The sequence below is a fragment of the Enterobacter kobei genome (genome assembly GCF_001729765.1).
In the GTDB taxonomy this organism is placed as follows: Bacteria; Pseudomonadota; Gammaproteobacteria; order Enterobacterales; family Enterobacteriaceae; genus Enterobacter; species Enterobacter kobei.
Genome location: NZ_CP017181.1, coordinates 4817006 through 4840147, shown reverse-complemented (window position 1 = coordinate 4840147; position 23142 = coordinate 4817006). Strand labels below are relative to the sequence as shown.

Annotated in this window: 17 protein-coding genes, 1 tRNA gene and 3 rRNA genes; 16 read left to right on the top strand and 5 right to left on the bottom strand. The window is 53.1% G+C overall.

What is annotated here, in order from left to right:
• Window positions 1-43 precede the first annotated feature (43 nt).
• The 7 genes from kup (at window position 44) to rbsR (ending at window position 7991) form a co-directional block, all read left to right on the top strand.
• Window positions 44-1912, top strand: coding sequence for a low affinity potassium transporter Kup (gene kup / locus BFV64_RS23420; RefSeq protein WP_014881875.1), 1869 nt, complete (start codon window positions 44-46; stop codon window positions 1910-1912).
• A gap of 226 nt (window positions 1913-2138) precedes the next feature.
• Window positions 2139-2558 (top strand): D-ribose pyranase, encoded by a 420-nt coding sequence (gene rbsD, locus BFV64_RS23415; RefSeq protein WP_014881874.1) that lies wholly within the window; start codon window positions 2139-2141, stop codon window positions 2556-2558.
• A gap of 7 nt (window positions 2559-2565) precedes the next feature.
• Window positions 2566-4071 (top strand): ribose ABC transporter ATP-binding protein RbsA, encoded by a 1506-nt coding sequence (gene rbsA / locus BFV64_RS23410; RefSeq protein WP_023336493.1) that lies wholly within the window; start codon window positions 2566-2568, stop codon window positions 4069-4071.
• Window positions 4072-4075: 4 nt separating this feature from the next.
• On the top strand, window positions 4076-5041 hold the full coding sequence (rbsC, locus tag BFV64_RS23405; RefSeq protein ID WP_014881872.1) for a ribose ABC transporter permease: 966 nt from the start codon (window positions 4076-4078) through the stop codon (window positions 5039-5041).
• Between the two features lie 27 nt (window positions 5042-5068).
• Window positions 5069-5959, top strand: coding sequence for a ribose ABC transporter substrate-binding protein RbsB (gene rbsB / locus BFV64_RS23400; RefSeq protein ID WP_014881871.1), 891 nt, complete (start codon window positions 5069-5071; stop codon window positions 5957-5959).
• Between the two features lie 106 nt (window positions 5960-6065).
• A complete protein-coding gene (gene rbsK / locus BFV64_RS23395) occupies window positions 6066-6995 on the top strand; it encodes a ribokinase (RefSeq protein ID WP_045134511.1) in 930 nt (309 codons plus the stop codon).
• Window positions 6996-6998: 3 nt separating this feature from the next.
• Window positions 6999-7991, top strand: coding sequence for a ribose operon transcriptional repressor RbsR (gene rbsR, locus BFV64_RS23390; protein WP_014881869.1), 993 nt, complete (start codon window positions 6999-7001; stop codon window positions 7989-7991).
• Here rbsR and mdtD read toward each other — a convergent pair.
• Both mdtD and BFV64_RS23380 read right to left on the bottom strand, forming a co-directional pair.
• Window positions 7957-9390: a multidrug transporter subunit MdtD gene (gene mdtD, locus BFV64_RS23385; protein ID WP_069602457.1), complete on the bottom strand. Its 1434-nt coding sequence runs from the start codon at window positions 9388-9390 to the stop codon at window positions 7957-7959. The two genes, rbsR and mdtD, sit on opposite strands and share 35 nt — an antisense overlap.
• Window positions 9387-10094, bottom strand: coding sequence for a FadR/GntR family transcriptional regulator (locus BFV64_RS23380; RefSeq protein WP_014881867.1), 708 nt, complete (start codon window positions 10092-10094; stop codon window positions 9387-9389). Before BFV64_RS23380 ends, mdtD begins: the two co-directional genes overlap by 4 nt.
• A 452-nt stretch (window positions 10095-10546) precedes the next feature.
• Here BFV64_RS23380 and BFV64_RS23370 point away from each other — a divergent pair.
• From BFV64_RS23370 to rrf, 4 genes are all read left to right on the top strand, one after another.
• Window positions 10547-12086: ribosomal RNA gene (locus BFV64_RS23370) — 16S ribosomal RNA — on the top strand.
• 85 nt (window positions 12087-12171) lie between these two features.
• Window positions 12172-12247: transfer RNA gene (locus BFV64_RS23365), tRNA-Glu, on the top strand.
• 192 nt (window positions 12248-12439) lie between these two features.
• Window positions 12440-15345 (top strand): 23S ribosomal RNA (locus BFV64_RS23360).
• Between the two features lie 64 nt (window positions 15346-15409).
• Window positions 15410-15525: ribosomal RNA gene (gene rrf / locus BFV64_RS23355) — 5S ribosomal RNA — on the top strand.
• Together the 16S, 23S and 5S rRNA genes with 1 tRNA gene alongside form the textbook arrangement of a ribosomal RNA operon.
• Window positions 15526-15601: 76 nt before the next feature.
• Here the strand turns inward: rrf and mobB are convergent.
• Together mobB and mobA are read right to left on the bottom strand one after the other, a co-directional pair.
• Window positions 15602-16105: a molybdopterin-guanine dinucleotide biosynthesis protein MobB gene (mobB, locus tag BFV64_RS23350; RefSeq protein ID WP_069602456.1), complete on the bottom strand. Its 504-nt coding sequence runs from the start codon at window positions 16103-16105 to the stop codon at window positions 15602-15604.
• Window positions 16102-16686 (bottom strand): molybdenum cofactor guanylyltransferase MobA, encoded by a 585-nt coding sequence (mobA, locus tag BFV64_RS23345; protein ID WP_023331643.1) that lies wholly within the window; start codon window positions 16684-16686, stop codon window positions 16102-16104. The genes mobB and mobA overlap by 4 nt, the downstream gene beginning before the upstream one ends.
• Window positions 16687-16754: 68 nt before the next feature.
• Between mobA and BFV64_RS23340 the strand changes: the two genes are divergently transcribed.
• The 3 genes from BFV64_RS23340 to dsbA all read left to right on the top strand — a co-directional run bounded on the left by BFV64_RS23340 (window position 16755) and on the right by dsbA (window position 18737).
• Window positions 16755-17024: a YihD family protein gene (locus tag BFV64_RS23340; RefSeq protein WP_003861904.1), complete on the top strand. Its 270-nt coding sequence runs from the start codon at window positions 16755-16757 to the stop codon at window positions 17022-17024.
• A 75-nt stretch (window positions 17025-17099) separates the two neighbouring features.
• On the top strand, window positions 17100-18086 hold the full coding sequence (locus BFV64_RS23335; protein WP_014885769.1) for a serine/threonine protein kinase: 987 nt from the start codon (window positions 17100-17102) through the stop codon (window positions 18084-18086).
• Window positions 18087-18113: 27 nt separating this feature from the next.
• On the top strand, window positions 18114-18737 hold the full coding sequence (dsbA, locus tag BFV64_RS23330) for a thiol:disulfide interchange protein DsbA (RefSeq protein WP_069602455.1): 624 nt from the start codon (window positions 18114-18116) through the stop codon (window positions 18735-18737).
• Window positions 18738-18760: 23 nt separating this feature from the next.
• On the opposite strand, the gene BFV64_RS23325 is transcribed toward dsbA, so the two are convergent.
• A complete protein-coding gene (locus tag BFV64_RS23325) occupies window positions 18761-19669 on the bottom strand; it encodes a 1-acylglycerol-3-phosphate O-acyltransferase, YihG family (protein ID WP_045134854.1) in 909 nt (302 codons plus the stop codon).
• Between the two features lie 440 nt (window positions 19670-20109).
• Here BFV64_RS23325 and polA point away from each other — a divergent pair, with 440 nt between their 5' ends.
• On the top strand, window positions 20110-22902 hold the full coding sequence (gene polA, locus BFV64_RS23320; RefSeq protein ID WP_014885765.1) for a DNA polymerase I: 2793 nt from the start codon (window positions 20110-20112) through the stop codon (window positions 22900-22902).
• 166 nt (window positions 22903-23068) lie between these two features.
• Window positions 23069-23116: a small protein SpfP gene (gene spfP / locus BFV64_RS26195; protein ID WP_071892919.1), complete on the top strand. Its 48-nt coding sequence runs from the start codon at window positions 23069-23071 to the stop codon at window positions 23114-23116.
• Window positions 23117-23142: the final 26 nt, after the last annotated feature.

Below are 23142 nucleotides of genomic sequence, written 5' to 3'. Positions count from 1 at the left end.
GGGACCGGGAACACATTTGTTATTTAAACGAAAAGACTAGTCTATGAGCACTGATAATAAGCAATCATTACCCGCAATAACGCTTGCTGCGATCGGGGTTGTCTACGGTGATATCGGTACCAGCCCGCTTTATACGCTTCGTGAATGTCTGTCCGGCCAGTTTGGCTTTGGTGTTGAGCGTGATGCCGTGTTTGGCTTCTTGTCACTCATCTTCTGGCTGCTGATCCTGGTTGTTTCTGTTAAATATCTCTCCTTCGTTATGCGTGCAGATAACGCTGGCGAAGGCGGGATCCTGACCCTGATGTCCCTTGCCGGGCGCAACACCTCCGCCAGAATGACGTCCGTGCTGGTGATTATCGGCCTGATCGGCGGCAGTTTCTTCTACGGAGAGGTGGTTATCACACCCGCCATTTCGGTCCTCTCGGCGATAGAGGGCCTGGAGATTATTGCGCCACAGCTCGATACGTGGGTGGTTCCGCTGGCGATAATCGTATTAACGCTGCTGTTTGCGATCCAGAAGCACGGTACCGGGCTGGTGGGTAAACTGTTTGCGCCGATTATGCTGGCCTGGTTCCTGATCCTCGCGGCCCTCGGTTTGCGCAGCATTATTGCTAACCCTGAAGTGCTGCATGCCCTGAATCCTTACTGGGCCGTGCATTTCTTCCTCGAATATAAAGTTGTTTCCTTCGTGGCGCTTGGCGCGGTCGTGCTCTCCATCACTGGCGTTGAGGCGTTGTATGCCGATATGGGGCACTTCGGGAAACTGCCTATCCGCGTGGCATGGTTTATTGTGGTGCTGCCGTCGCTGGTGCTGAACTACTTCGGTCAGGGCGCGCTGCTGCTCAAGAACCCGGAAGCGATTAAGAACCCGTTCTTCCTGCTGGCGCCTGACTGGGCGCTGGTACCGATGCTGATTCTGGCGACGCTGGCGACCGTCATTGCTTCTCAGGCGGTGATTTCGGGGGTGTTCTCTCTGACGCGCCAGGCCGTGCGTCTGGGGTATCTCTCGCCAATGCGCATCATCCATACTTCTGAGATGGAGTCGGGTCAGATCTACATTCCGTTCGTTAACTGGCTGCTCTATTTCGCGGTTGTGATTGTTATCGTGAGCTTTGAGCACTCCAGTAACCTGGCGGCGGCGTACGGTATTGCGGTAACCGGTACGATGGTGCTGACATCGCTTCTTTCCACCACCGTGGCGTACCGAAACTGGCACTGGAATAAATTCCTTGTGGCAATGATTCTGGTGGGCTTCCTGTGCATCGACGTACCGTTGTTCTCTGCGAACCTCGACAAGATTGTCTCCGGCGGCTGGCTGCCGCTGACGCTGGGTCTGGTGATGTTCATCGTGATGACCACGTGGAAGAGCGAGCGCTTCCGTCTGCTGCGTCGTATGCATGAGCACGGTAACTCTCTGGAGGCGATGATCGCTTCCCTGGAGAAATCCCCGCCGGTGCGCGTGCCGGGAACGGCGGTGTATATGTCTCGTGCCCTGAACGTCATCCCGTTCGCGCTGATGCATAACCTCAAGCACAACAAGGTTCTGCACGAGCGCGTGATCCTGCTGACGTTGCGTACCGAAGATGCGCCGTACGTTCACAACGTGCGTCGCGTGCAAATCGAGCAGCTGTCCCCGACATTCTGGCGCGTGGTGGCGAGTTACGGCTGGCGCGAAACGCCAAATGTCGAAGAGGTGTTCCACCGCTGCGGTCTTGAAGGGTTAAGTTGCCGGATGATGGAGACGTCGTTCTTTATGTCGCACGAGTCGCTGATTATCGGCAAGCGTCCCTGGTATTTGCGCCTGCGCGGTAAGCTTTATCTTATCCTGCAGCGTAACGCCCTGCGTGCGCCTGACCAGTTTGAGATCCCGCCTAACCGCGTGATTGAGCTGGGAACGCAGGTCGAGATTTAAGTCCTTCTGCGGGCTGATGCCCTCACCCCGCCCCTCTCCCACAGGGAGAGGGCGCAAACATAAAAAACGGTAACCTGACGGTTACCGTTTTGCATTTACCTCCCCCTCTATTTCACTTAGCGAAACGTTTCGACGTTGATCACAAATCTGTTACGCCATGATGGTTTTCTGAACACTCTTGCGGCTACACTCTTTTTAGCGAAACGTTTCGCTAGTGGAGCAGAAAATGAAGAAAGGCACAGTTCTCAACTCAGAAATCTCATCGGTCATTTCCCGTCTTGGTCATACCGATACGCTGGTGGTTTGCGATGCAGGCTTACCGGTTCCGCGCAGCACAACCCGTATTGATATGGCGTTAACGCAGGGAGTTCCTTCGTTTATGCAGGTACTGGATGTGGTGACGTCGGAGATGCAGGTTGAGGCGGCCATTCTCGCGGCGGAAATCAAACAACATAATCCGCAACTCCACGAAACGTTGCTTAAGTTTATTGAGCAACTGCAGCAACACCAGGGAAACACCATAGAAATTCGTTACACAACGCACGAGCAGTTCAAACAACAAACCGCAGACAGTCAGGCGGTGATTCGCAGCGGGGAGTGTTCCCCGTATGCGAATATCATTCTCTGTGCTGGCGTCACCTTCTGAGGCCATCATGGACGCATTACTGCAACTCAAGGGGATCGATAAATCGTTCCCGGGCGTAAAAGCCCTCTCCGGTGCGGCGCTGAATGTCTACTCCGGTCGCGTGATGGCGCTGGTGGGCGAAAACGGTGCGGGCAAATCCACCATGATGAAAGTGCTGACCGGGATCTACCAGCGTGATGCCGGTTCGCTGCTCTGGCTGGGTAAAGAGACCACCTTTAACGGCCCGAAATCTTCTCAGGAAGCGGGTATCGGTATCATCCACCAGGAGCTAAACCTGATCCCGCAGCTCACCATTGCGGAGAACATCTTCCTCGGCCGTGAGTTTGTGAACCGGTTTGGCAAAATCGACTGGAAAACCATGTACGCCGAAGCGGACAAGCTGCTCGCGAAGCTGAACCTGCGCTTTAAGAGCGACCGTCTGGTAGGCGAGCTCTCCATCGGCGATCAGCAGATGGTGGAAATCGCGAAGGTGCTGAGCTTTGAATCCAAAGTCATCATCATGGATGAGCCGACCGACGCTCTGACTGATACCGAAACCGAATCCCTGTTCCGCGTGATCCGCGAGCTGAAATCGCAGGGACGTGGGATTGTCTATATTTCTCACCGCATGAAAGAGATCTTCGAGATTTGCGATGACGTCACCGTCTTCCGCGACGGGCAGTTTATTGCCGAGCGCGAAGTGGCGACGCTGACCGAAGATACGCTCATCGAAATGATGGTGGGACGTAAGCTGGAAGATCAGTATCCGCGTCTGGATAAAGCACCGGGTGAGATCCGCCTGAAGGTGGATAACCTCTGCGGTCCGGGCGTTCACGATGTGACCTTTACCCTGCGCCAGGGTGAGATCCTCGGTGTCGCGGGTCTGATGGGCGCGGGACGTACCGAACTGATGAAAGTGCTCTACGGCGCACTGCCGCGCACCAGCGGTTATGTCACCCTCGACGGTCATGAAGTGGTGACGCGCTCTCCGCAGGATGGACTGGCGAACGGTATCGTCTATATCTCTGAAGACCGCAAGCGCGACGGTTTAGTGCTGGGCATGTCGGTAAAAGAGAACATGTCGCTTACCGCGCTGCGCTATTTCAGCCGCAGCGGCGGCAGCCTTAAGCATAAAGACGAGCAGCAGGCGGTCAGTGATTTTATCCGTCTTTTTAACGTCAAAACGCCGTCAATGGAGCAGGCGATTGGCCTGTTGTCCGGTGGTAATCAGCAGAAAGTGGCGATTGCCCGCGGGCTGATGACGCGCCCGAAAGTCTTGATCCTCGACGAGCCAACCCGCGGCGTAGACGTGGGCGCAAAGAAAGAGATCTATCAGCTGATTAACCAGTTCAAGGCCGACGGGCTGAGCATCATTCTGGTCTCTTCCGAGATGCCAGAAGTATTAGGCATGAGCGATCGCATTATCGTCATGCATGAAGGGCATCTCGGCGGTGAATTCACTCGCGAGCAGGCCACCCAGGAAGTTCTGATGGCTGCCGCTGTGGGCAAGCTTAATCGCGTGAATCAGGAGTAAGAAGATGACTACCCAGGCTGTTTCTGGTCGCCGCTATTTCACAAAGGCATGGCTGATGGAACAAAAATCGCTGATTGCCCTGCTGGTGCTGATCGCGATTGTATCGACCATGAGCCCGAATTTCTTCACCGTTAATAACCTCTTCAACATTCTGCAGCAGACGTCTGTGAACGCCATTATGGCGGTCGGGATGACGCTGGTGATTTTGACCTCGGGTATCGATCTGTCCGTCGGTTCCCTGCTGGCGCTCACCGGTGCGATCGCCGCTTCGCTTGTCGGGATTGAAGTCAACGCGCTGGTGGCGGTTGCCGCTGCACTGGCAGCAGGCGCGGCGATTGGCGCTGTAACCGGCGTAATCGTGGCAAAAGGGCGTGTTCAGGCGTTTATCGCCACGCTGGTAATGATGCTGCTGCTGCGCGGTGTGACCATGGTCTACACCAACGGTAGCCCGGTCAATACCGGGTTTACGGATAATGCCGATCTGTTTGGCTGGTTCGGTATTGGCCGTCCGCTGGGCGTCCCGACGCCGGTCTGGATCATGGCTATCGTCTTCCTGGCGGCGTGGTACATGCTGCATCACACTCGTCTGGGTCGTTACATTTATGCGCTGGGCGGTAACGAAGCGGCAACGCGTCTGTCCGGTATTAGCGTCAATAAAGTCAAAATTATCGTTTACTCCCTGTGCGGCCTGCTGGCCTCTCTGGCGGGCATCATCGAAGTGGCGCGTCTTTCTTCTGCGCAGCCAACGGCGGGTACGGGCTATGAACTGGATGCCATCGCGGCGGTGGTTCTGGGCGGTACGAGTCTGGCGGGCGGTAAAGGTCGCATTGTTGGGACATTGATCGGCGCACTGATCCTCGGTTTCCTGAATAATGGTTTGAATTTGTTAGGTGTTTCCTCCTATTACCAGATGATCGTTAAGGCAGTGGTGATTTTGCTGGCGGTACTGGTAGACAACAAAAAACAGTAACTGACGACACTACAGGACATCTTAGATATGAACATGAAAAAACTGGCTACTCTGGTTTCCGCTGTCGCGCTGAGCGCAACCGTAAGTGCTAACGCCATGGCGAAAGACACCATCGCGCTGGTTGTCTCTACCCTTAACAACCCGTTCTTCGTCTCCCTGAAGGATGGTGCGCAGAAAGAAGCTGACAAGCTGGGTTACAACCTGGTCGTGCTGGATTCTCAGAACAACCCGGCGAAAGAGCTGGCGAACGTTCAGGACTTAACCGTTCGTGGCACCAAAATCCTGCTGATCAACCCAACCGATTCTGACGCCGTAGGTAACGCCGTTAAAATGGCAAACCAGGCGAAAATTCCGGTGATCACGCTGGACCGTCAGGCGAACAAAGGCGATGTAGTCAGCCACATCGCGTCTGATAACGTGCTGGGCGGTAAAATCGCCGGTGATTACATTGCGAAGAAAGCCGGTGAAGGCGCCAAAGTCATCGAACTGCAGGGGATTGCCGGGACGTCCGCAGCGCGTGAGCGTGGCGAAGGCTTCCAGCAAGCTGTTGCTGCACACAAATTCAACGTCCTGGCGAGCCAGCCAGCAGACTTCGACCGTACTAAAGGTCTGAACGTTATGCAGAACCTGCTGACCGCACATCCTGACGTGCAGGCTGTGTTTGCACAGAACGATGAGATGGCGCTGGGTGCGCTGCGTGCCCTGCAGACTGCAGGTAAATCTGATGTGATGGTTGTCGGATTTGACGGTACGCCGGATGGTGAAAAAGCGGTAAATGATGGCAAACTGGCTGCGACCATCGCTCAGCTGCCTGAGCAGATTGGCGCGACTGGCGTACAAACTGCCGACAAAGTGCTGAAGGGCGAAAAAGTTCAGGCCAAATACCCTGTTGACCTGAAGCTGGTCATCAAGCAGTAAAAGGCGAATCAGGCAGTCGCTGGCTGCCTGAGGGACACCAATAAAGAAAAGTGTGGCATACGCCACCGGTTAACACCGGTGGCGCTCTCAGATGGACAATCCAACCATGAAAACCGCAGGTAACCTCGTCGTCCTTGGCAGTATCAATGCCGATCACATTCTTAACCTTGAATTATTCCCTGCACCGGGCGAAACCGTCACGGGTAATCAGTACCAGGTAGCATTTGGCGGTAAGGGCGCAAACCAGGCCGTCGCCGCCGGACGCAGTGGGGCGAATATTGCGTTTATCGCCTGCACGGGTGATGACGATACCGGTGAGCGCGTACGTAAACAGCTGGCCAGCGATAATATTGATATCGCGCCGGTCAGCGTTGTTGCGGGGGAGTCTACCGGCGTGGCGCTGATTTTCGTCAACGCTGAAGGTGAGAATGTCATCGGTATTCATGCGGGTGCTAACGCTGCGCTGACGACGGCGCGCGTAGAAGCGCAACGAGCACTCATCGGTGGAGCCGAAGCCCTGCTGATGCAGCTGGAGTCACCGGTTGAAAGCGTGCTGGCCGCCGCCAAAATTGCGCATGAAAACCATACCACTGTCGTACTTAACCCTGCTCCAGCCCGTGTATTATCAGACGAGTTGTTGGCGCTGGTGGACATCATTACGCCAAACGAAACCGAAGCGGAAAAGCTGACGGGCATTCGTGTTGAAAATGATGATAATGCCGCGCGTGCGGCGAAAGTGTTGCATGAAAAGGGCATCGGGACCGTTATCATTACTCTTGGCAGCCGTGGGGTGTGGGCAAGCGTAAACGGCGAAGGGCGTCGCGTGCCGGGCTTCAGGGTTAAAGCCATTGATACGATTGCCGCAGGCGATACCTTCAACGGTGCGCTGGTGACGGCGCTGCTGGAAGGCAAAGTGATGGATGATGCGATCCGCTTTGCGCATGCCGCCGCCGCAATTGCGGTGACGCGTAAAGGGGCACAGCCTTCCGTACCGTGGCGCAAAGAGATCGATGAATTCTTAAGTCAGCAGGGGTAACGCTTGGCTACGATGAAAGATGTCGCCCGCATGGCGGGCGTTTCTACTTCGACTGTCTCTCACGTTATTAATAACGATCGTTTCGTTAGCGAGGCGATTCGGGAGAAAGTCGAAGCCGCAGTAAAAGATCTCAACTATGCGCCGTCGGCGCTGGCGCGCAGCCTTAAGCTTAACCAGACGCGCACCATCGGTATGCTGATCACCGCCAGTACCAACCCTTTTTATTCTGAACTTGTTCGCGGCGTAGAGCGCAGCTGCTTCGAGCGTGGCTACAGTCTGGTGCTGTGCAATACCGAGGGTGACGAACAGCGCATGAACCGTAACCTGGAAACGCTGATGCAAAAACGCGTCGACGGGTTATTGCTGCTCTGTACCGAAACCCATCAACCGTCGAAAGAGATTATCCAGCGCTACCCTTCAATTCCTACGGTGATGATGGACTGGGCGCCGTTCGATGGGACCAGCGATCTGATTCAGGATAATTCCCTGCTGGGCGGCGACATGGCAACTCAGCATCTGATCGATAAAGGTCATACCCGCATCGCCTGCATTACCGGCCCGCTGGATAAAACCCCGGCGCGCTTGCGTCTGGAAGGTTATCTCTCGGCGATGGAACGCGCGGGTCTTGCCATCCCTGACGGCTACCGGATCACCGGTGATTTCGAATTTAACGGCGGCTTTGAGGCGATGCAGACATTGCTGATGCAAGAGCCGCGTCCGCAGGCGGTATTTATCGGTAACGATGCGATGGCATTTGGTGCTTATCAGGCGTTGTATCAGGCGGGGTTACGCGTTCCGGACGATATGGCGATCATTGGCTACGATGATATCGAACTGGCGCGCTACATGACGCCGCCGCTGACCACCATTCATCAGCCGAAAGATGAATTGGGTGAGCTGGCCATTGATGTGTTGATCCACCGAATGGCGCAGCCCACGCTGCAACAGCAACGTCTGCAGCTTACTCCTGTTCTGATGGAACGGGGTTCGGTTTAGCCTTTGCTTTGTGGCGCTCTTTGATCAGGTTTCGGCCGTCTTTCGGTTTTAACAGCATAAAGACCAGCGCCGATACCACCGTGAGTGCGCCCATCGTAATAAAGGTATAGTGGAACTGCTCAACGGTATTCGCGCTGTCAAAACCCTCATAAAAGCGCAGCACTGCTGCACTTACCGCCACCCCTAAACTGATCGACAGCTGCTGCGTTACCGCCAGCACGCTGTTGCCGCTACTGGCATTGTCGTCAGTCAGATCGGCAAGGGTAATGGTGTTCATCGACGTAAATTGCGTCGACATTGCCATGCCCAGCACAAACAACGGCAGGATCAGCATCCAGACGGGAAGAGAGGCGGATTGCAGAGAGAATTGCGCAATCATCAGGCCGATAAAGATCGTCACGCCAACCAGCGTCTTACGATAGCCAAACCAGCGCAGTACCTGCGTAACGGTTGATTTTGCCAGAATTGAACCCATTGCCGTGGGCGCCATCATGCAGCCGGCAATCAGGGCCGGATAGCCAAAACCTACCTGCAACATCAATGGCATCAGGAACGGTACGCATCCTGTCCCCAGGCGTGAAGCTATGTTTCCTGCAATCCCGACGGAGAAGGTCCGGGTGTTAAACAGCGATAAAGAGATAAGCGGTGTCGGGTGGCGACGCGCATGACGTATATAAAGAAGGAAAAGCAGAATACCGCTGAGGATGACGGCCAGTGCCAGCCACGTTTCAACGATTTTCTCACCAAACAGCTCCATCCCGCTGGAGAACAGCACCAGGCTCAGACCAAACAGGAAAAATCCGCCCATATCGAAGCTGCGTCTTGGCGTGGTGAAGTTGGGCATATATTTGCGAGCGTAGAACAGCCCTGCCACACCAATCGGGATATTAATCAGGAAGATCCAGTGCCAGCTTGCCCAGGTCACAAACACGCCGCCGAGTACCGGGCCCAGTATCGGGCCGACGAGGCCCGGCATGGTGACGAAGTTGAGCACGGGAAGCAGCTCGCTGCGTGGGTAGGCACGCAGCAATGCCAGGCGCGCCACGGGCATCATCATCGCGCCGCCAATGCCCTGTAACACGCGGAAGATAACCAGCTCTGTTAAGGATGTGGAGAGCGCGCAGGCCAGCGAACCCAGGGTAAAGAGCGTTACGGCCAGCATGAAAACTCTGCGGGTACCGAAGCGGTCAGCCAGCCAGCCGCTTACCGGGATCAGCATCGCCACCGTCAGGGTATAGCTGATGATGGCGGATTGCATTGCCAGCGGGGAGCGGTTGAGGCTTTGTGCAATGGCGGGAAGCGCTGTGTGGAGGATGGTGGCATCCAGTGCCTGCATAAAGAACGCCATGGCTGCAATCCACGGCAATCCGGCCATGCTGCGCGCTTTTTTCTTTGTCATTTATCTACCTGCTGGTGGGTTGGCGCGGCCAGCAATGCCTGGCACGCACTCAGGGCTCGCTGCCCGTCGCTCTCCTGAATGGCATCCACTATCGCCTGATGCAAATCCAGCTTTACCACTTCGTCTTGTGTAATAGAGGAAAAGTAGGTGTGGTACACCGAATGGAATAACGAGGCAAAGGAGGTCAGGAAGGGATTGGCGCTCATCATATAGATATGTTCATGCCAGGCCATATCGACCTCAACCCAGCGTTCCCGGTTGAAGTGTTTTTTCAGGAATACCATTTCTTCCATCAACGCGTTAAGTTGCGCTTTCTGCTCTGCTGTTCCGAGCGTGGCGGCAAGCAGGCAGGCCTGGGGTTCAAGGCTGCTACGCATCACGAGGAAGTGATCGACCACCTGATGAAAGTTATCTTCGGTCATCCACCAGGAGAGCAGCTCCTGATCGAGAAAATTCCAGTTACTCTGCGGCATCACGCGCGTACCAATGCGCGGGCGCGGGAGAACCATCCCTTTTGCCGTCAGGGTTTTCACCGCTTCACGAACGGCGGTACGGCTCACCCCAAACTGCTCGCCCAACTCCATTTCACCCGGCAGGATGCTGCCCGGGGCATATTTTCCCGCTAAAATCCGCTGCGCCAGCTTTTCTGCCAGCACATAGGAGAGGTTTTTTTGGGCGGCCAGCTGTTGTGCGCTTAATGGCATCGCGTTTATTCCTTAATGTTTCATGCTGATAATTATGCCACCTCGAATGTGATTGTGGTTGTAGATACATCAAATAGAACAATTTGTAGCTTGATTTCACCGCTATTGGTGAAAAAAAACACGGACGGAAACTTTTTTTAAATTTCCTCTTGTCACTGTGAAATAACTCCCTATAATGCGCCTCCACTGACACGGAACAACGGCACACACGCCGCCGGGTCAGCAGAGAAAAGCAAAATAAACGCTTGACTCTGAAGCGGGAAAGCGTAATATGCACACCCCGCGCCGCAGCGAAAACGAAGCGGCACTGCTCTTTAACAATTTATCAGACAATCTGTGTGGGCACTCAAAGTGACATGGATTCTTAACGTCGCAAGACGAAAAATGAATACCAAGTCTCTGAGTGAACATACGTAATTCATTACGAAGTTTAATTCACGAGCATCAAACTTAAATTGAAGAGTTTGATCATGGCTCAGATTGAACGCTGGCGGCAGGCCTAACACATGCAAGTCGAACGGTAGCACAGAGAGCTTGCTCTCGGGTGACGAGTGGCGGACGGGTGAGTAATGTCTGGGAAACTGCCTGATGGAGGGGGATAACTACTGGAAACGGTAGCTAATACCGCATAACGTCGCAAGACCAAAGAGGGGGACCTTCGGGCCTCTTGCCATCAGATGTGCCCAGATGGGATTAGCTAGTAGGTGGGGTAACGGCTCACCTAGGCGACGATCCCTAGCTGGTCTGAGAGGATGACCAGCCACACTGGAACTGAGACACGGTCCAGACTCCTACGGGAGGCAGCAGTGGGGAATATTGCACAATGGGCGCAAGCCTGATGCAGCCATGCCGCGTGTATGAAGAAGGCCTTCGGGTTGTAAAGTACTTTCAGCGGGGAGGAAGGTGTTGTGGTTAATAACCGCAGCAATTGACGTTACCCGCAGAAGAAGCACCGGCTAACTCCGTGCCAGCAGCCGCGGTAATACGGAGGGTGCAAGCGTTAATCGGAATTACTGGGCGTAAAGCGCACGCAGGCGGTCTGTCAAGTCGGATGTGAAATCCCCGGGCTCAACCTGGGAACTGCATTCGAAACTGGCAGGCTAGAGTCTTGTAGAGGGGGGTAGAATTCCAGGTGTAGCGGTGAAATGCGTAGAGATCTGGAGGAATACCGGTGGCGAAGGCGGCCCCCTGGACAAAGACTGACGCTCAGGTGCGAAAGCGTGGGGAGCAAACAGGATTAGATACCCTGGTAGTCCACGCCGTAAACGATGTCGACTTGGAGGTTGTGCCCTTGAGGCGTGGCTTCCGGAGCTAACGCGTTAAGTCGACCGCCTGGGGAGTACGGCCGCAAGGTTAAAACTCAAATGAATTGACGGGGGCCCGCACAAGCGGTGGAGCATGTGGTTTAATTCGATGCAACGCGAAGAACCTTACCTACTCTTGACATCCAGAGAACTTAGCAGAGATGCTTTGGTGCCTTCGGGAACTCTGAGACAGGTGCTGCATGGCTGTCGTCAGCTCGTGTTGTGAAATGTTGGGTTAAGTCCCGCAACGAGCGCAACCCTTATCCTTTGTTGCCAGCGGTTAGGCCGGGAACTCAAAGGAGACTGCCAGTGATAAACTGGAGGAAGGTGGGGATGACGTCAAGTCATCATGGCCCTTACGAGTAGGGCTACACACGTGCTACAATGGCGCATACAAAGAGAAGCGACCTCGCGAGAGCAAGCGGACCTCATAAAGTGCGTCGTAGTCCGGATTGGAGTCTGCAACTCGACTCCATGAAGTCGGAATCGCTAGTAATCGTAGATCAGAATGCTACGGTGAATACGTTCCCGGGCCTTGTACACACCGCCCGTCACACCATGGGAGTGGGTTGCAAAAGAAGTAGGTAGCTTAACCTTCGGGAGGGCGCTTACCACTTTGTGATTCATGACTGGGGTGAAGTCGTAACAAGGTAACCGTAGGGGAACCTGCGGTTGGATCACCTCCTTACCTTAAAGAACCTGCCTTTGTAGTGCTCACACAGATTGTCTGATGAAAAGTAAATAGCAAGGCGTCTTGCGATTGAGACTTCAGTGTCCCCTTCGTCTAGAGGCCCAGGACACCGCCCTTTCACGGCGGTAACAGGGGTTCGAATCCCCTAGGGGACGCCACTTGCTGGTTCGTGAGTGAAAGTCGCCGACCCCCGTATCTCAAAACTGACTTGCGAGTCATGTTTGAGATATTTGCTCTTTAAAAATCTGGATCAAGCTGAAAATTGAAACGACACACATGTTATGTGTGTTCGAGTCTCTCAAATTTTCGCAAACCGATGATGAATCGAAAGAAACATCTTCGGGTTGTGAGGTTAAGCGACTAAGCGTACACGGTGGATGCCCTGGCAGTCAGAGGCGATGAAGGACGTGCTAATCTGCGAAAAGCGCCGGCGAGGTGATATGAACCTTTGACCCGGCGATGTCCGAATGGGGAAACCCAGTGTGATTCGTCACACTATCGTTAACTGAATACATAGGTTAACGAGGCGAACCGGGGGAACTGAAACATCTAAGTACCCCGAGGAAAAGAAATCAACCGAGATTCCCCCAGTAGCGGCGAGCGAACGGGGAGCAGCCCGGAGTCTGAATCAGCTTGTGTGTTAGTGGAACGGTCTGGAAAGTCCGACGGTACAGGGTGATAGTCCCGTACACGAAAATGCACAGGTTGTGAACTCGAAGAGTAGGGCGGGACACGTGGTATCCTGTCTGAATATGGGGGGACCATCCTCCAAGGCTAAATACTCCTGACTGACCGATAGTGAACCAGTACCGTGAGGGAAAGGCGAAAAGAACCCCGGCGAGGGGAGTGAAAAAGAACCTGAAACCGTGTACGTACAAGCAGTGGGAGCCTACTTGTTAGGTGACTGCGTACCTTTTGTATAATGGGTCAGCGACTTATATTCTGTAGCAAGGTTAACCGAATAGGGGAGCCGAAGGGAAACCGAGTCTTAACTGGGCGTTAAGTTGCAGGGTATAGACCCGAAACCCGGTGATCTAGCCATGGGCAGGTTGAAGGTTGGGTAACACTAACTGGAGGACCGAACCGACTAATGTTGAAAAATTAGCGGATGACCTGTGGCTGGGGGTGAAAGGCCAATCAAACCGGGAGATAGCTGGTTCTCCCCGAAAGCTATTTAGGTAGCGCCTCGTGAACTCATCTTCGGGGGTAGAGCACTGTTTCGGCTAGGGGGCCATCCCGGCTTACCAACCCGATGCAAACTACGAATACCGAAGAATGTTATCACGGGAGACACACGGCGGGTGCTAACGTCCGTCGTGAAGAGGGAAACAACCCAGACCGCCAGCTAAGGTCCCAAAGTCATGGTTAAGTGGGAAACGATGTGGGAAGGCACAGACAGCCAGGATGTTGGCTTAGAAGCAGCCATCATTTAAAGAAAGCGTAATAGCTCACTGGTCGAGTCGGCCTGCGCGGAAGATGTAACGGGGCTAAACCATGCACCGAAGCTGCGGCAGCGACGCTTATGCGTTGTTGGGTAGGGGAGCGTTCTGTAAGCCGTTGAAGGTGGCCTGTGAGGGTTGCTGGAGGTATCAGAAGTGCGAATGCTGACATAAGTAACGATAAAGCGGGTGAAAAGCCCGCTCGCCGGAAGACCAAGGGTTCCTGTCCAACGTTAATCGGGGCAGGGTGAGTCGACCCCTAAGGCGAGGCCGAAAGGCGTAGTCGATGGGAAACAGGTTAATATTCCTGTACTTGGTGTTACTGCGAAGGGGGGACGGAGAAGGCTATGTTAGCCGGGCGACGGTTGTCCCGGTTTAAGCATGTAGGCGGAGGTTCCAGGTAAATCCGGTACCTTTTTAACGCTGAGGTGTGATGACGAGGCACTACGGTGCTGAAGTAACAAATGCCCTGCTTCCAGGAAAAGCCTCTAAGCATCAGGTAACACGAAATCGTACCCCAAACCGACACAGGTGGTCAGGTAGAGAATACCAAGGCGCTTGAGAGAACTCGGGTGAAGGAACTAGGCAAAATGGTGCCGTAACTTCGGGAGAAGGCACGCTGATATGTAGGTGAAGCCCCTGCGGGTGGAGCTGAAATCAGTCGAAGATACCAGCTGGCTGCAACTGTTTATTAAAAACACAGCACTGTGCAAACACGAAAGTGGACGTATACGGTGTGACGCCTGCCCGGTGCCGGAAGGTTAATTGATGGGGTTAGCGGTAACGCGAAGCTCTTGATCGAAGCCCCGGTAAACGGCGGCCGTAACTATAACGGTCCTAAGGTAGCGAAATTCCTTGTCGGGTAAGTTCCGACCTGCACGAATGGCGTAATGATGGCCAGGCTGTCTCCACCCGAGACTCAGTGAAATTGAACTCGCTGTGAAGATGCAGTGTACCCGCGGCAAGACGGAAAGACCCCGTGAACCTTTACTATAGCTTGACACTGAACACTGGTCCTTGATGTGTAGGATAGGTGGGAGGCTTTGAAGCGTGGACGCCAGTCTGCGTGGAGCCGACCTTGAAATACCACCCTTTAATGGCTGGTGTTCTAACGTAGACCCGTAATCCGGGTTGCGGACAGTGTCTGGTGGGTAGTTTGACTGGGGCGGTCTCCTCCCAAAGAGTAACGGAGGAGCACGAAGGTTAGCTAATCCTGGTCGGACATCAGGAGGTTAGTGCAATGGCATAAGCTAGCTTGACTGCGAGAGTGACGGCTCGAGCAGGTGCGAAAGCAGGTCATAGTGATCCGGTGGTTCTGAATGGAAGGGCCATCGCTCAACGGATAAAAGGTACTCCGGGGATAACAGGCTGATACCGCCCAAGAGTTCATATCGACGGCGGTGTTTGGCACCTCGATGTCGGCTCATCACATCCTGGGGCTGAAGTAGGTCCCAAGGGTATGGCTGTTCGCCATTTAAAGTGGTACGCGAGCTGGGTTTAGAACGTCGTGAGACAGTTCGGTCCCTATCTGCCGTGGGCGCTGGAGAATTGAGGGGGGCTGCTCCTAGTACGAGAGGACCGGAGTGGACGCATCACTGGTGTTCGGGTTGTCATGCCAATGGCACTGCCCGGTAGCTAAATGCGGAAGAGATAAGTGCTGAAAGCATCTAAGCACGAAACTTGCCCCGAGATGAGTTCTCCCTGAGACTATAAGTCTCCTGAAGGAACGTTGAAGACGACGACGTTGATAGGTCGGGTGTGTAAGCGCAGCGATGCGTTGAGCTAACCGATACTAATGAACCGTGAGGCTTAACCTTACAACGCCGAAGCTGTTTTGGCGGTGAGAGACGATTTTCAGCCTGATACAGATAACAGAATTTGCCTGGCGGCTTTAGCGCGGTGGTCCCACCTGACCCCATGCCGAACTCAGAAGTGAAACGCCGTAGCGCCGATGGTAGTGTGGGGTCTCCCCATGTGAGAGTAGGGAACTGCCAGGCATCAAATAGAAGAACCCCGTACCGTAAGGTGCGGGGTTTTTTGCTTTTGGTTTTCCTCTCCCGCAGGAAGAGGGCATCAAACCGCACTCCACGTCACAATAAACTCCGCTATCCCATCCACATCATTTAAATCCAACTGCGGAACCTCAAGCGGCAATACAACATCACCGGCCACCGCAATCACATGCTCATCAAGCGTTAACTCGCTAACATCGTGCCCGGCATCGCTTCGGAACAGCAGGATCTTAGGTACAGCCTCATGCTTAAACCCCTCGACCAGCACCAGATCCAGGCTGGAATGATCCATCCGGCTGACCAGATAAGCCAGATCCAGCGGTGCCTCATCTGGCGTTTCTATCATTAATGCCCAGCGCTGATTGCTTGCCACGATTGTCTGCGCGGCACCCGCTTTACGCAGCTCATAGCTGTCTTTTCCCGGTTTATCGACATCCATGTTATGGTGCGTATGCTTAATCAATCCGGGGCGAATACCTTTCGCACACAGTGCGGGTATTAGTTTCTTCAGCAGCGTGGTTTTCCCTGTGCCGCTCCAAGCGGAAATAGCTAAAACGGGGATCATCTCTTCTCCTGCATCCTCTGCAAATCTTCACTCGTATTCACGTTCACAAAAGCCGATTTGAAATCGCTAAAATCAACAGGATGGCCGCCAGACTGGCGCATAAACACCATCACTCTGCGTTCTCCCGCCGCCAGATACGCCTCCAGAGAAGACACTAGCGAGCGGTGCATTAAGGCAATAGCAGGATGGTCGCGCTCGCCGTCATGTACCCAAACCACGGATGCTGTGCCACGAAGCTGAACCAGACGCTCAACGAGACAGGATGGAATAAACGGGGTATCGCAGGGACAGAACAGAAACCACTCACTGTTCGACTGCTGCATCACTGAGAGCATACCGGCCAGCGGCCCCGGGTAATCCTCAATATTATCCTGATACACGGCATACCCGCTGTGCTGATACGTGTCGATATGCCTGTTCGCGCTGATGGCCAGGGTTGTCACCTGGCCGGCGAGCGTATCAGCGACACATTGCCATAAGGGTTTGCCATTCAGGAGCTGGAGCCCCTTATCTTTCCCTCCCATCCGCGTTGCTCTGCCACCTGCCAGAACGACCCCAATGATTTCCTGGCTAAGATTCACGAATATCGCCTCTTTTATTGTGGGATTGACCCTGCTAACGTGTCACTCTAAATGAAAGGAGCACCACCATGAAATGTAAACGTCTGAATGAAGTTATTGAACTCCTCCAGCCAGCCTGGCAAAAAGAGCCAGAGCTTAATCTGATGCAATTCTTGCAGAAACTGGCAAAAGAGTCAGGTTTTGACGGCGAACTGGCAGACCTTTCTGATGACATCCTGATCTACCACCTCAAAATGCGCGATTCTGCCAAAGATGCTGTTATTCCTGGTATTCAGAAGGATTATGAGGAAGATTTTAAAACGGCGCTGCTGCGCGCCCGTGGCGTAATTAAAGAGTAAAAGCTTGTAAGCGGAGCCACCGAAATCGCCACAAGATGATATCCTGAATCATTCGTATAATTTCCGGATGAACGGATGAACGACCAGGCTTTTACTTTCCAGACATTACACCCGGATACCATTATGGATGCCCTGTTTGAACAGGGCATTCGTGTGGATTCGGGGTTAACGCCTTTAAATAGCTACGAAAACCGTGTCTATCAATTTCAGGATGAGGATCGTCAGCGCTTTGTCGTGAAGTTCTACCGGCCTGAACGTTGGACCGCAGAACAAATTCAGGAAGAGCATCAGTTTGCTCACGATCTGCTGGATGACGATGTCCCGGTTGCCGCACCGATAAAATTCAACAACCAAACGCTGCTGACGCATGAAGGCTTTTATTACGCTGTATTCCCAAGCCTGGGTGGCCGCCAGTTTGAAGCGGATAATATCGATCAAATGGAGTGGGTTGCCCGCTATCTGGGTCGCATTCACCAGACGGGAAGAAAAACGGCATTCACAGCCCGACCGACGATCGGTATTCAGGAATATCTTATCGAGCCGCGCCAGGTATTCGAAACCTCTGCACTGATCCCCACTGGGCTAAAGGCTGATTTCCTCAGCGCCACCGATAAACTTATTGCTGCGGTAAAAACCTGCTGGCGCGATGATATTTCCGTCCTGCGCCTGCACGGCGATTGTCACGCCGGAAATATACTCTGGCGCGATGGCCCGCTGTTTGTCGATCTTGATGATGCGCGCATGGGGCCCGCGGTTCAGGACCTGTGGATGCTGATGAATGGCGACAAAGCCGAGCAACGCATGCAGCTTGAAACCATTATTGAAGCCTATGAAGAATTTAGCCCGTTTAATTCAGACGAAATTGCCCTGATTGAACCTTTACGTGCGATGCGTTTTGTATATTATCTCGCGTGGTTAATCAGGCGTTGGGACGATCCCGCATTTCCCCGTAATTTCCCGTGGCTTACCGGGGAAGATTACTGGCGCAGCCAGATATCTACATTCACTGAGCAGGTTAAGGTTCTTCAGGAACCCCCGCTGCAATTAACGCCGATGTATTAATAGGACACACCCAGGAGAGAGTTAATCATGAAAAAAATTTGGCTGGCGCTGGCAGGTATGATTCTGGCATTTAGCGCTTCTGCTGCACAATTTACCGACGGCAAACAGTACACTACGCTGGAGAAGCCGGTTGCTGGCGAGCCACAGGTTCTCGAGTTCTTCTCGTTCTACTGCCCGCACTGCTACCAGTTCGAAGAAGTGCTGCATGTTTCTGACAACGTGAAGAAAAAACTGCCGGAAGGCACCAAAATGACCAAGTACCACGTTGAGTTCCTGGGCCCATTGGGTAAAGACCTGACTCAGGCGTGGGCGGTTGCGATGGCACTGGGCGTGGAAGATAAGATCACCGCCCCAATGTTTGAAGCCGTGCAGAAAACCCAGAGCGTTCAGACCACAGCGGATATCCGTAAAGTGTTCGTTGATGCTGGTGTGAAAGGGGAAGAGTATGACGCCGCGTGGAATAGCTTTGTGGTGAAATCTCTGGTTGCTCAGCAGGAAAAAGCGGCGTCTGACCTGCAGCTTCAGGGCGTTCCGGCGATGTTCGTTAACGGTAAATATCAGCTGAACATGCAGGGCATGGACACCAGCAGCATGGATATTTTCGTTCAGCAGTATGCTGACACCGTGAAATACCTGGTTGAGAAAAAGTAAGTTCTTAGAGATGAAAACGCCGGTCACTGACCGGCGTTTTTGTATGAAGATTTAATGCTGTCTATCTGCTCGTCTTTTTCTTTCCAGAGTGTATTAAGCCACTGCTGGAAACGACGTTTGAAATTTTTATCGTTAACGTAGTCGCCATGCAGTTCGGCATCGACGGGAACTAAATTCACCCGCACAACAATGTGTGTCAGCTTGCCGCTGAGCATATCGAAGAACGGGGTGTTATCGTTCTTCGGGTAGCAGAGCGTGACGTTGAGTAACTTATCGAACTGAGCACCCAGTACATTAAGCGCCATCGCAATGCCCGCCGCCTTTGGCGGCAGCAGGTTTTGATACGGGGAGCGTGTTTGCTGACGTTTCTCTTCCGTAAACCGGGAGCCTTCCACAAAGTTCACAATGGTTGTTGGATGCGCGCGAAACTTTTCGCAGGAACGGCGGGTGGTCTCTACATCCTTACCACGATGCTCCGGATGACGAAGCAAATAGCTGCGCGAATAGCGTTTCATAAACGGCATATCGAGCGCCCAGCAGGCCAGCCCAATAAAAGGTACCCAGGCAAGTTGTTGCTTGAGGAAGTATTTATTCATCGGGATGTGTTTGCGGAAAAGCACGCATAACACCACGATGTCGGCCCAGCTGTGATGATTACAAATCAGCAGATACCAGTTCTTTTTATTGAGGTTATCCAGTCCTTCGACATCCCACTTCAGATGCGGGTTCAGACACAACAGGATCGCCAGCCCTTCACACCAACAGTACATCATGAAGTTACAAAACGCTGACACGGCTCGCCACACCGAGGGCACAGGCAGCAGCAGTTTAATGATCCCGGCGATGATGATCGGCACGGAACAGGCGATCGTCACCAGAATAGTTAAAATGATGCTTAACAGTAAGGTTATTGCAGCGAGCAATCTCGACATGATGAGTTTTTTCAGGTGGTTAGCGGTAAGAGCGCGGCCGACACGTCGGCGCTGGGCGCTGATTTTACCAGAAAAACGACAAAGTATTGGCGCTTTCACGCCGTCATTTGACCGCTTTTACCCTGATGCAGAAGATTTCTCTAATATTGCGCACTAATCAGGACTTATATCCACATAGACTAAATTGCCATCAGTAAGCTGTTTTTATGTGATGCGCTTAATTAACAGTATGATATTTAATGATTTATTATCAGTATTGATCTGCAATGGCTGTCTACTTTTCATTTGAAGTGAAAATATTCACAAACTTATCCACAGTTTGATTTTTGCGAGCGATCCTCACGATCGCAAAATCTTTTTCTGTATCGGGACTGAATAACTGATGTTTTCATCCTTATGTGGCATCCTTTACGCATAAATTGATTAAAGGCACGGACATTATGGTTCAGATCCCAGAAAACCCACTTATTCTCGTCGATGGCTCATCTTACCTGTATCGGGCATACCATGCGTTTCCTCCTCTGACCAATAGCGCAGGGGAACCTACCGGCGCAATGTACGGCGTGCTGAATATGCTGCGCAGCCTGATCCTTCAGTATCAGCCAACCCATGCGGCAGTCGTTTTTGATGCGAAAGGCAAAACCTTCCGCGATGAGTTGTTCGAGCATTACAAATCCCACCGTCCGCCTATGCCTGACGATCTACGTGCGCAAATTGAGCCGCTGCACGCCATGGTGAAAGCGATGGGCCTGCCGCTGCTGGCTGTCTCTGGCGTAGAAGCCGACGACGTCATCGGTACGCTGGCGCGAGAAGCAGAAAAAATGGGTCGTCCGGTACTGATCAGCACCGGTGATAAAGATATGGCACAGTTGGTGACGCCAGGCATCACCCTGATTAACACTATGACCAATACCATTCTGGGGCCAGAAGAGGTGGTCACTAAGTATGGTGTGCCGCCGGAACTGATTATCGACTTCCTTGCCTTGATGGGCGACTCCTCGGATAACATTCCTGGTGTGCCCGGCGTCGGTGAAAAAACCGCGCAGGCGTTGCTTCAGGGTCTGGGTGGGTTGGATACGCTTTACGCCGAATCAGACAAAATTGCAGGCCTCTCCTTCCGTGGCGCAAAAACCATGGCCGGCAAACTGGAAGAGAACAAAGAGGTGGCTTATCTCTCTTATAAGCTGGCAACAATTAAAACCGATGTCGAACTGGAACTGGGCTGTGAGCAGCTGGAAGTCCAACAGCCTTCTGCTGACGAATTGCTGAACCTGTTTAAGAAATACGAATTCAAGCGCTGGACCACTGACGTGGAAGCGGGTAAATGGCTGCAGGCGAAAGGGGCCAAACCTGCTGCAAAGCCAAAAGAGACGATTGTCGTTGATGCCGAAGAGCAGGCAGAAGAAGAAGCCACAGTCCTCTCCTTCGATAACTACGAAACCATTCTTGAAGAGTCGCAGCTGATCGCCTGGATCGAGAAACTGAAAAAGGCACCGGTGTTTGCCTTTGATACCGAAACTGACAGCCTCGATAATATCTCTGCCAACATGGTGGGTCTGTCCTTTGCAACAGAGCCGGGTATGGCAGCCTATGTGCCTGTGGCGCACGATTATCTGGATGCACCAGAGCAGATCTCTCGCGAACGCGTGCTTGAGCTGCTGAAGCCGATTCTGGAAGACGAAAAGGCGCTGAAGGTCGGGCAAAACCTCAAGTATGACCGCGGTATTCTGCAAAACTACGGCATTGAACTGCGCGGGATTGCCTTCGACACCATGCTCGAATCCTATATTCTGGACAGCGTCGCGGGTCGTCATGATATGGATTCCTTATCTGACCGCTGGCTCAAGCACAAAACCATCACCTTTGAAGAGATTGCCGGTAAAGGAAAAAATCAGCTCACCTTTAACCAGATAGCTCTCGAAGAAGCAGGGCGCTACGCGGCGGAAGATGCCGACGTTACGCTGCAGCTGCATCTGAAAATGTGGCCGAAACTGCAGAAGCATGAAGGTCCGCTCAACGTGTTCCAGCATATCGAAATGCCGCTGGTTCCCGTGTTGTCGCGTATTGAACGCAACGGCGTAAAAATCGACCCTACGGTGCTGCATAACCACTCCGGAGAGTTGGCACAGCGTCTGACCGAGCTTGAGCAGAAAGCCCATGAGCTTGCAGGCGAGCCGTTTAACCTCTCTTCACCTAAACAGTTGCAAACCATCCTGTTTGAAAAACAGGGCATCAAGCCGCTGAAGAAAACCCCTGGCGGTGCGCCATCCACCTCTGAAGAGGTGCTGGAAGAACTGGCACTGGATTACCCGCTGCCAAAAGTGATCCTGCAGTACCGTGGTCTCGCGAAGCTGAAGTCTACTTATACCGACAAGCTCCCGCTGATGATCAACCCGAAAACGGGCCGGGTGCATACGTCATATCATCAGGCCGTTGCGGCAACCGGTCGACTCTCGTCAACCGATCCAAACCTGCAGAACATCCCGGTGCGTAATGAAGAGGGGCGTCGCATTCGCCAGGCCTTTATTGCACCTGATGACTACCTGATTGTCTCGGCTGACTACTCGCAAATTGAGTTGCGCATTATGGCGCACCTGTCCCGTGACAAAGGCCTGCTGACGGCATTTGCGGAAGGGAAAGATATTCACCGGGCGACCGCAGCGGAAGTGTTCGGTTTGCCGCTGGACAGCGTGACAAACGAGCAGCGCCGCAGCGCAAAAGCGATCAACTTCGGTCTGATCTACGGTATGAGCGCTTTCGGCCTTTCACGCCAGCTCAACATCCCGCGTAAAGAGTCGCAGAAGTACATGGATCTCTACTTCGAACGTTACCCGGGCGTGCTGGAGTACATGGAACGCACTCGCGCTCAGGCGAAAGAGAAAGGTTACGTTGAAACCCTGGATGGCCGCCGTCTTTATCTTCCGGACATCAAATCCAGCAACGCGGCGCGCCGCGCTGGCGCAGAACGTGCCGCGATCAACGCCCCGATGCAGGGAACTGCAGCAGACATCATCAAGCGTGCAATGATTGCCGTGGATGCCTGGCTGGAGAAAGAGAAGCCGCGCGTGAAAATGATCATGCAGGTACACGATGAACTGGTGTTTGAAGTGCATAAAGACGATCTCGACACCGTGTCGAAAAAGATCCACGAACTGATGGAAAGCAGCATGACGCTTGACGTGCCGTTGCTGGTGGAAGTGGGGAGTGGTGAAAACTGGGATCAGGCTCACTAACGGTTCTGTGAATAACGCGCTTTTTATGTAAGTTAGCAACATAACCACGTGCGTTTTGTGACGATCATTAGAATTCCCTATGTAAAGAATGAAAAAAAACTACAAAAAGTGCTTTTTCTGCAGCAAAAAAAGGGGTAGAGTTATCGACGTAGGGTACAGAGGTAAGATGTTCTATCTTTCAGACCTTTTACTTCACGTAATCGGATTTGGCTGAATATTTTAGCCGCCCCAGTCAGTAAT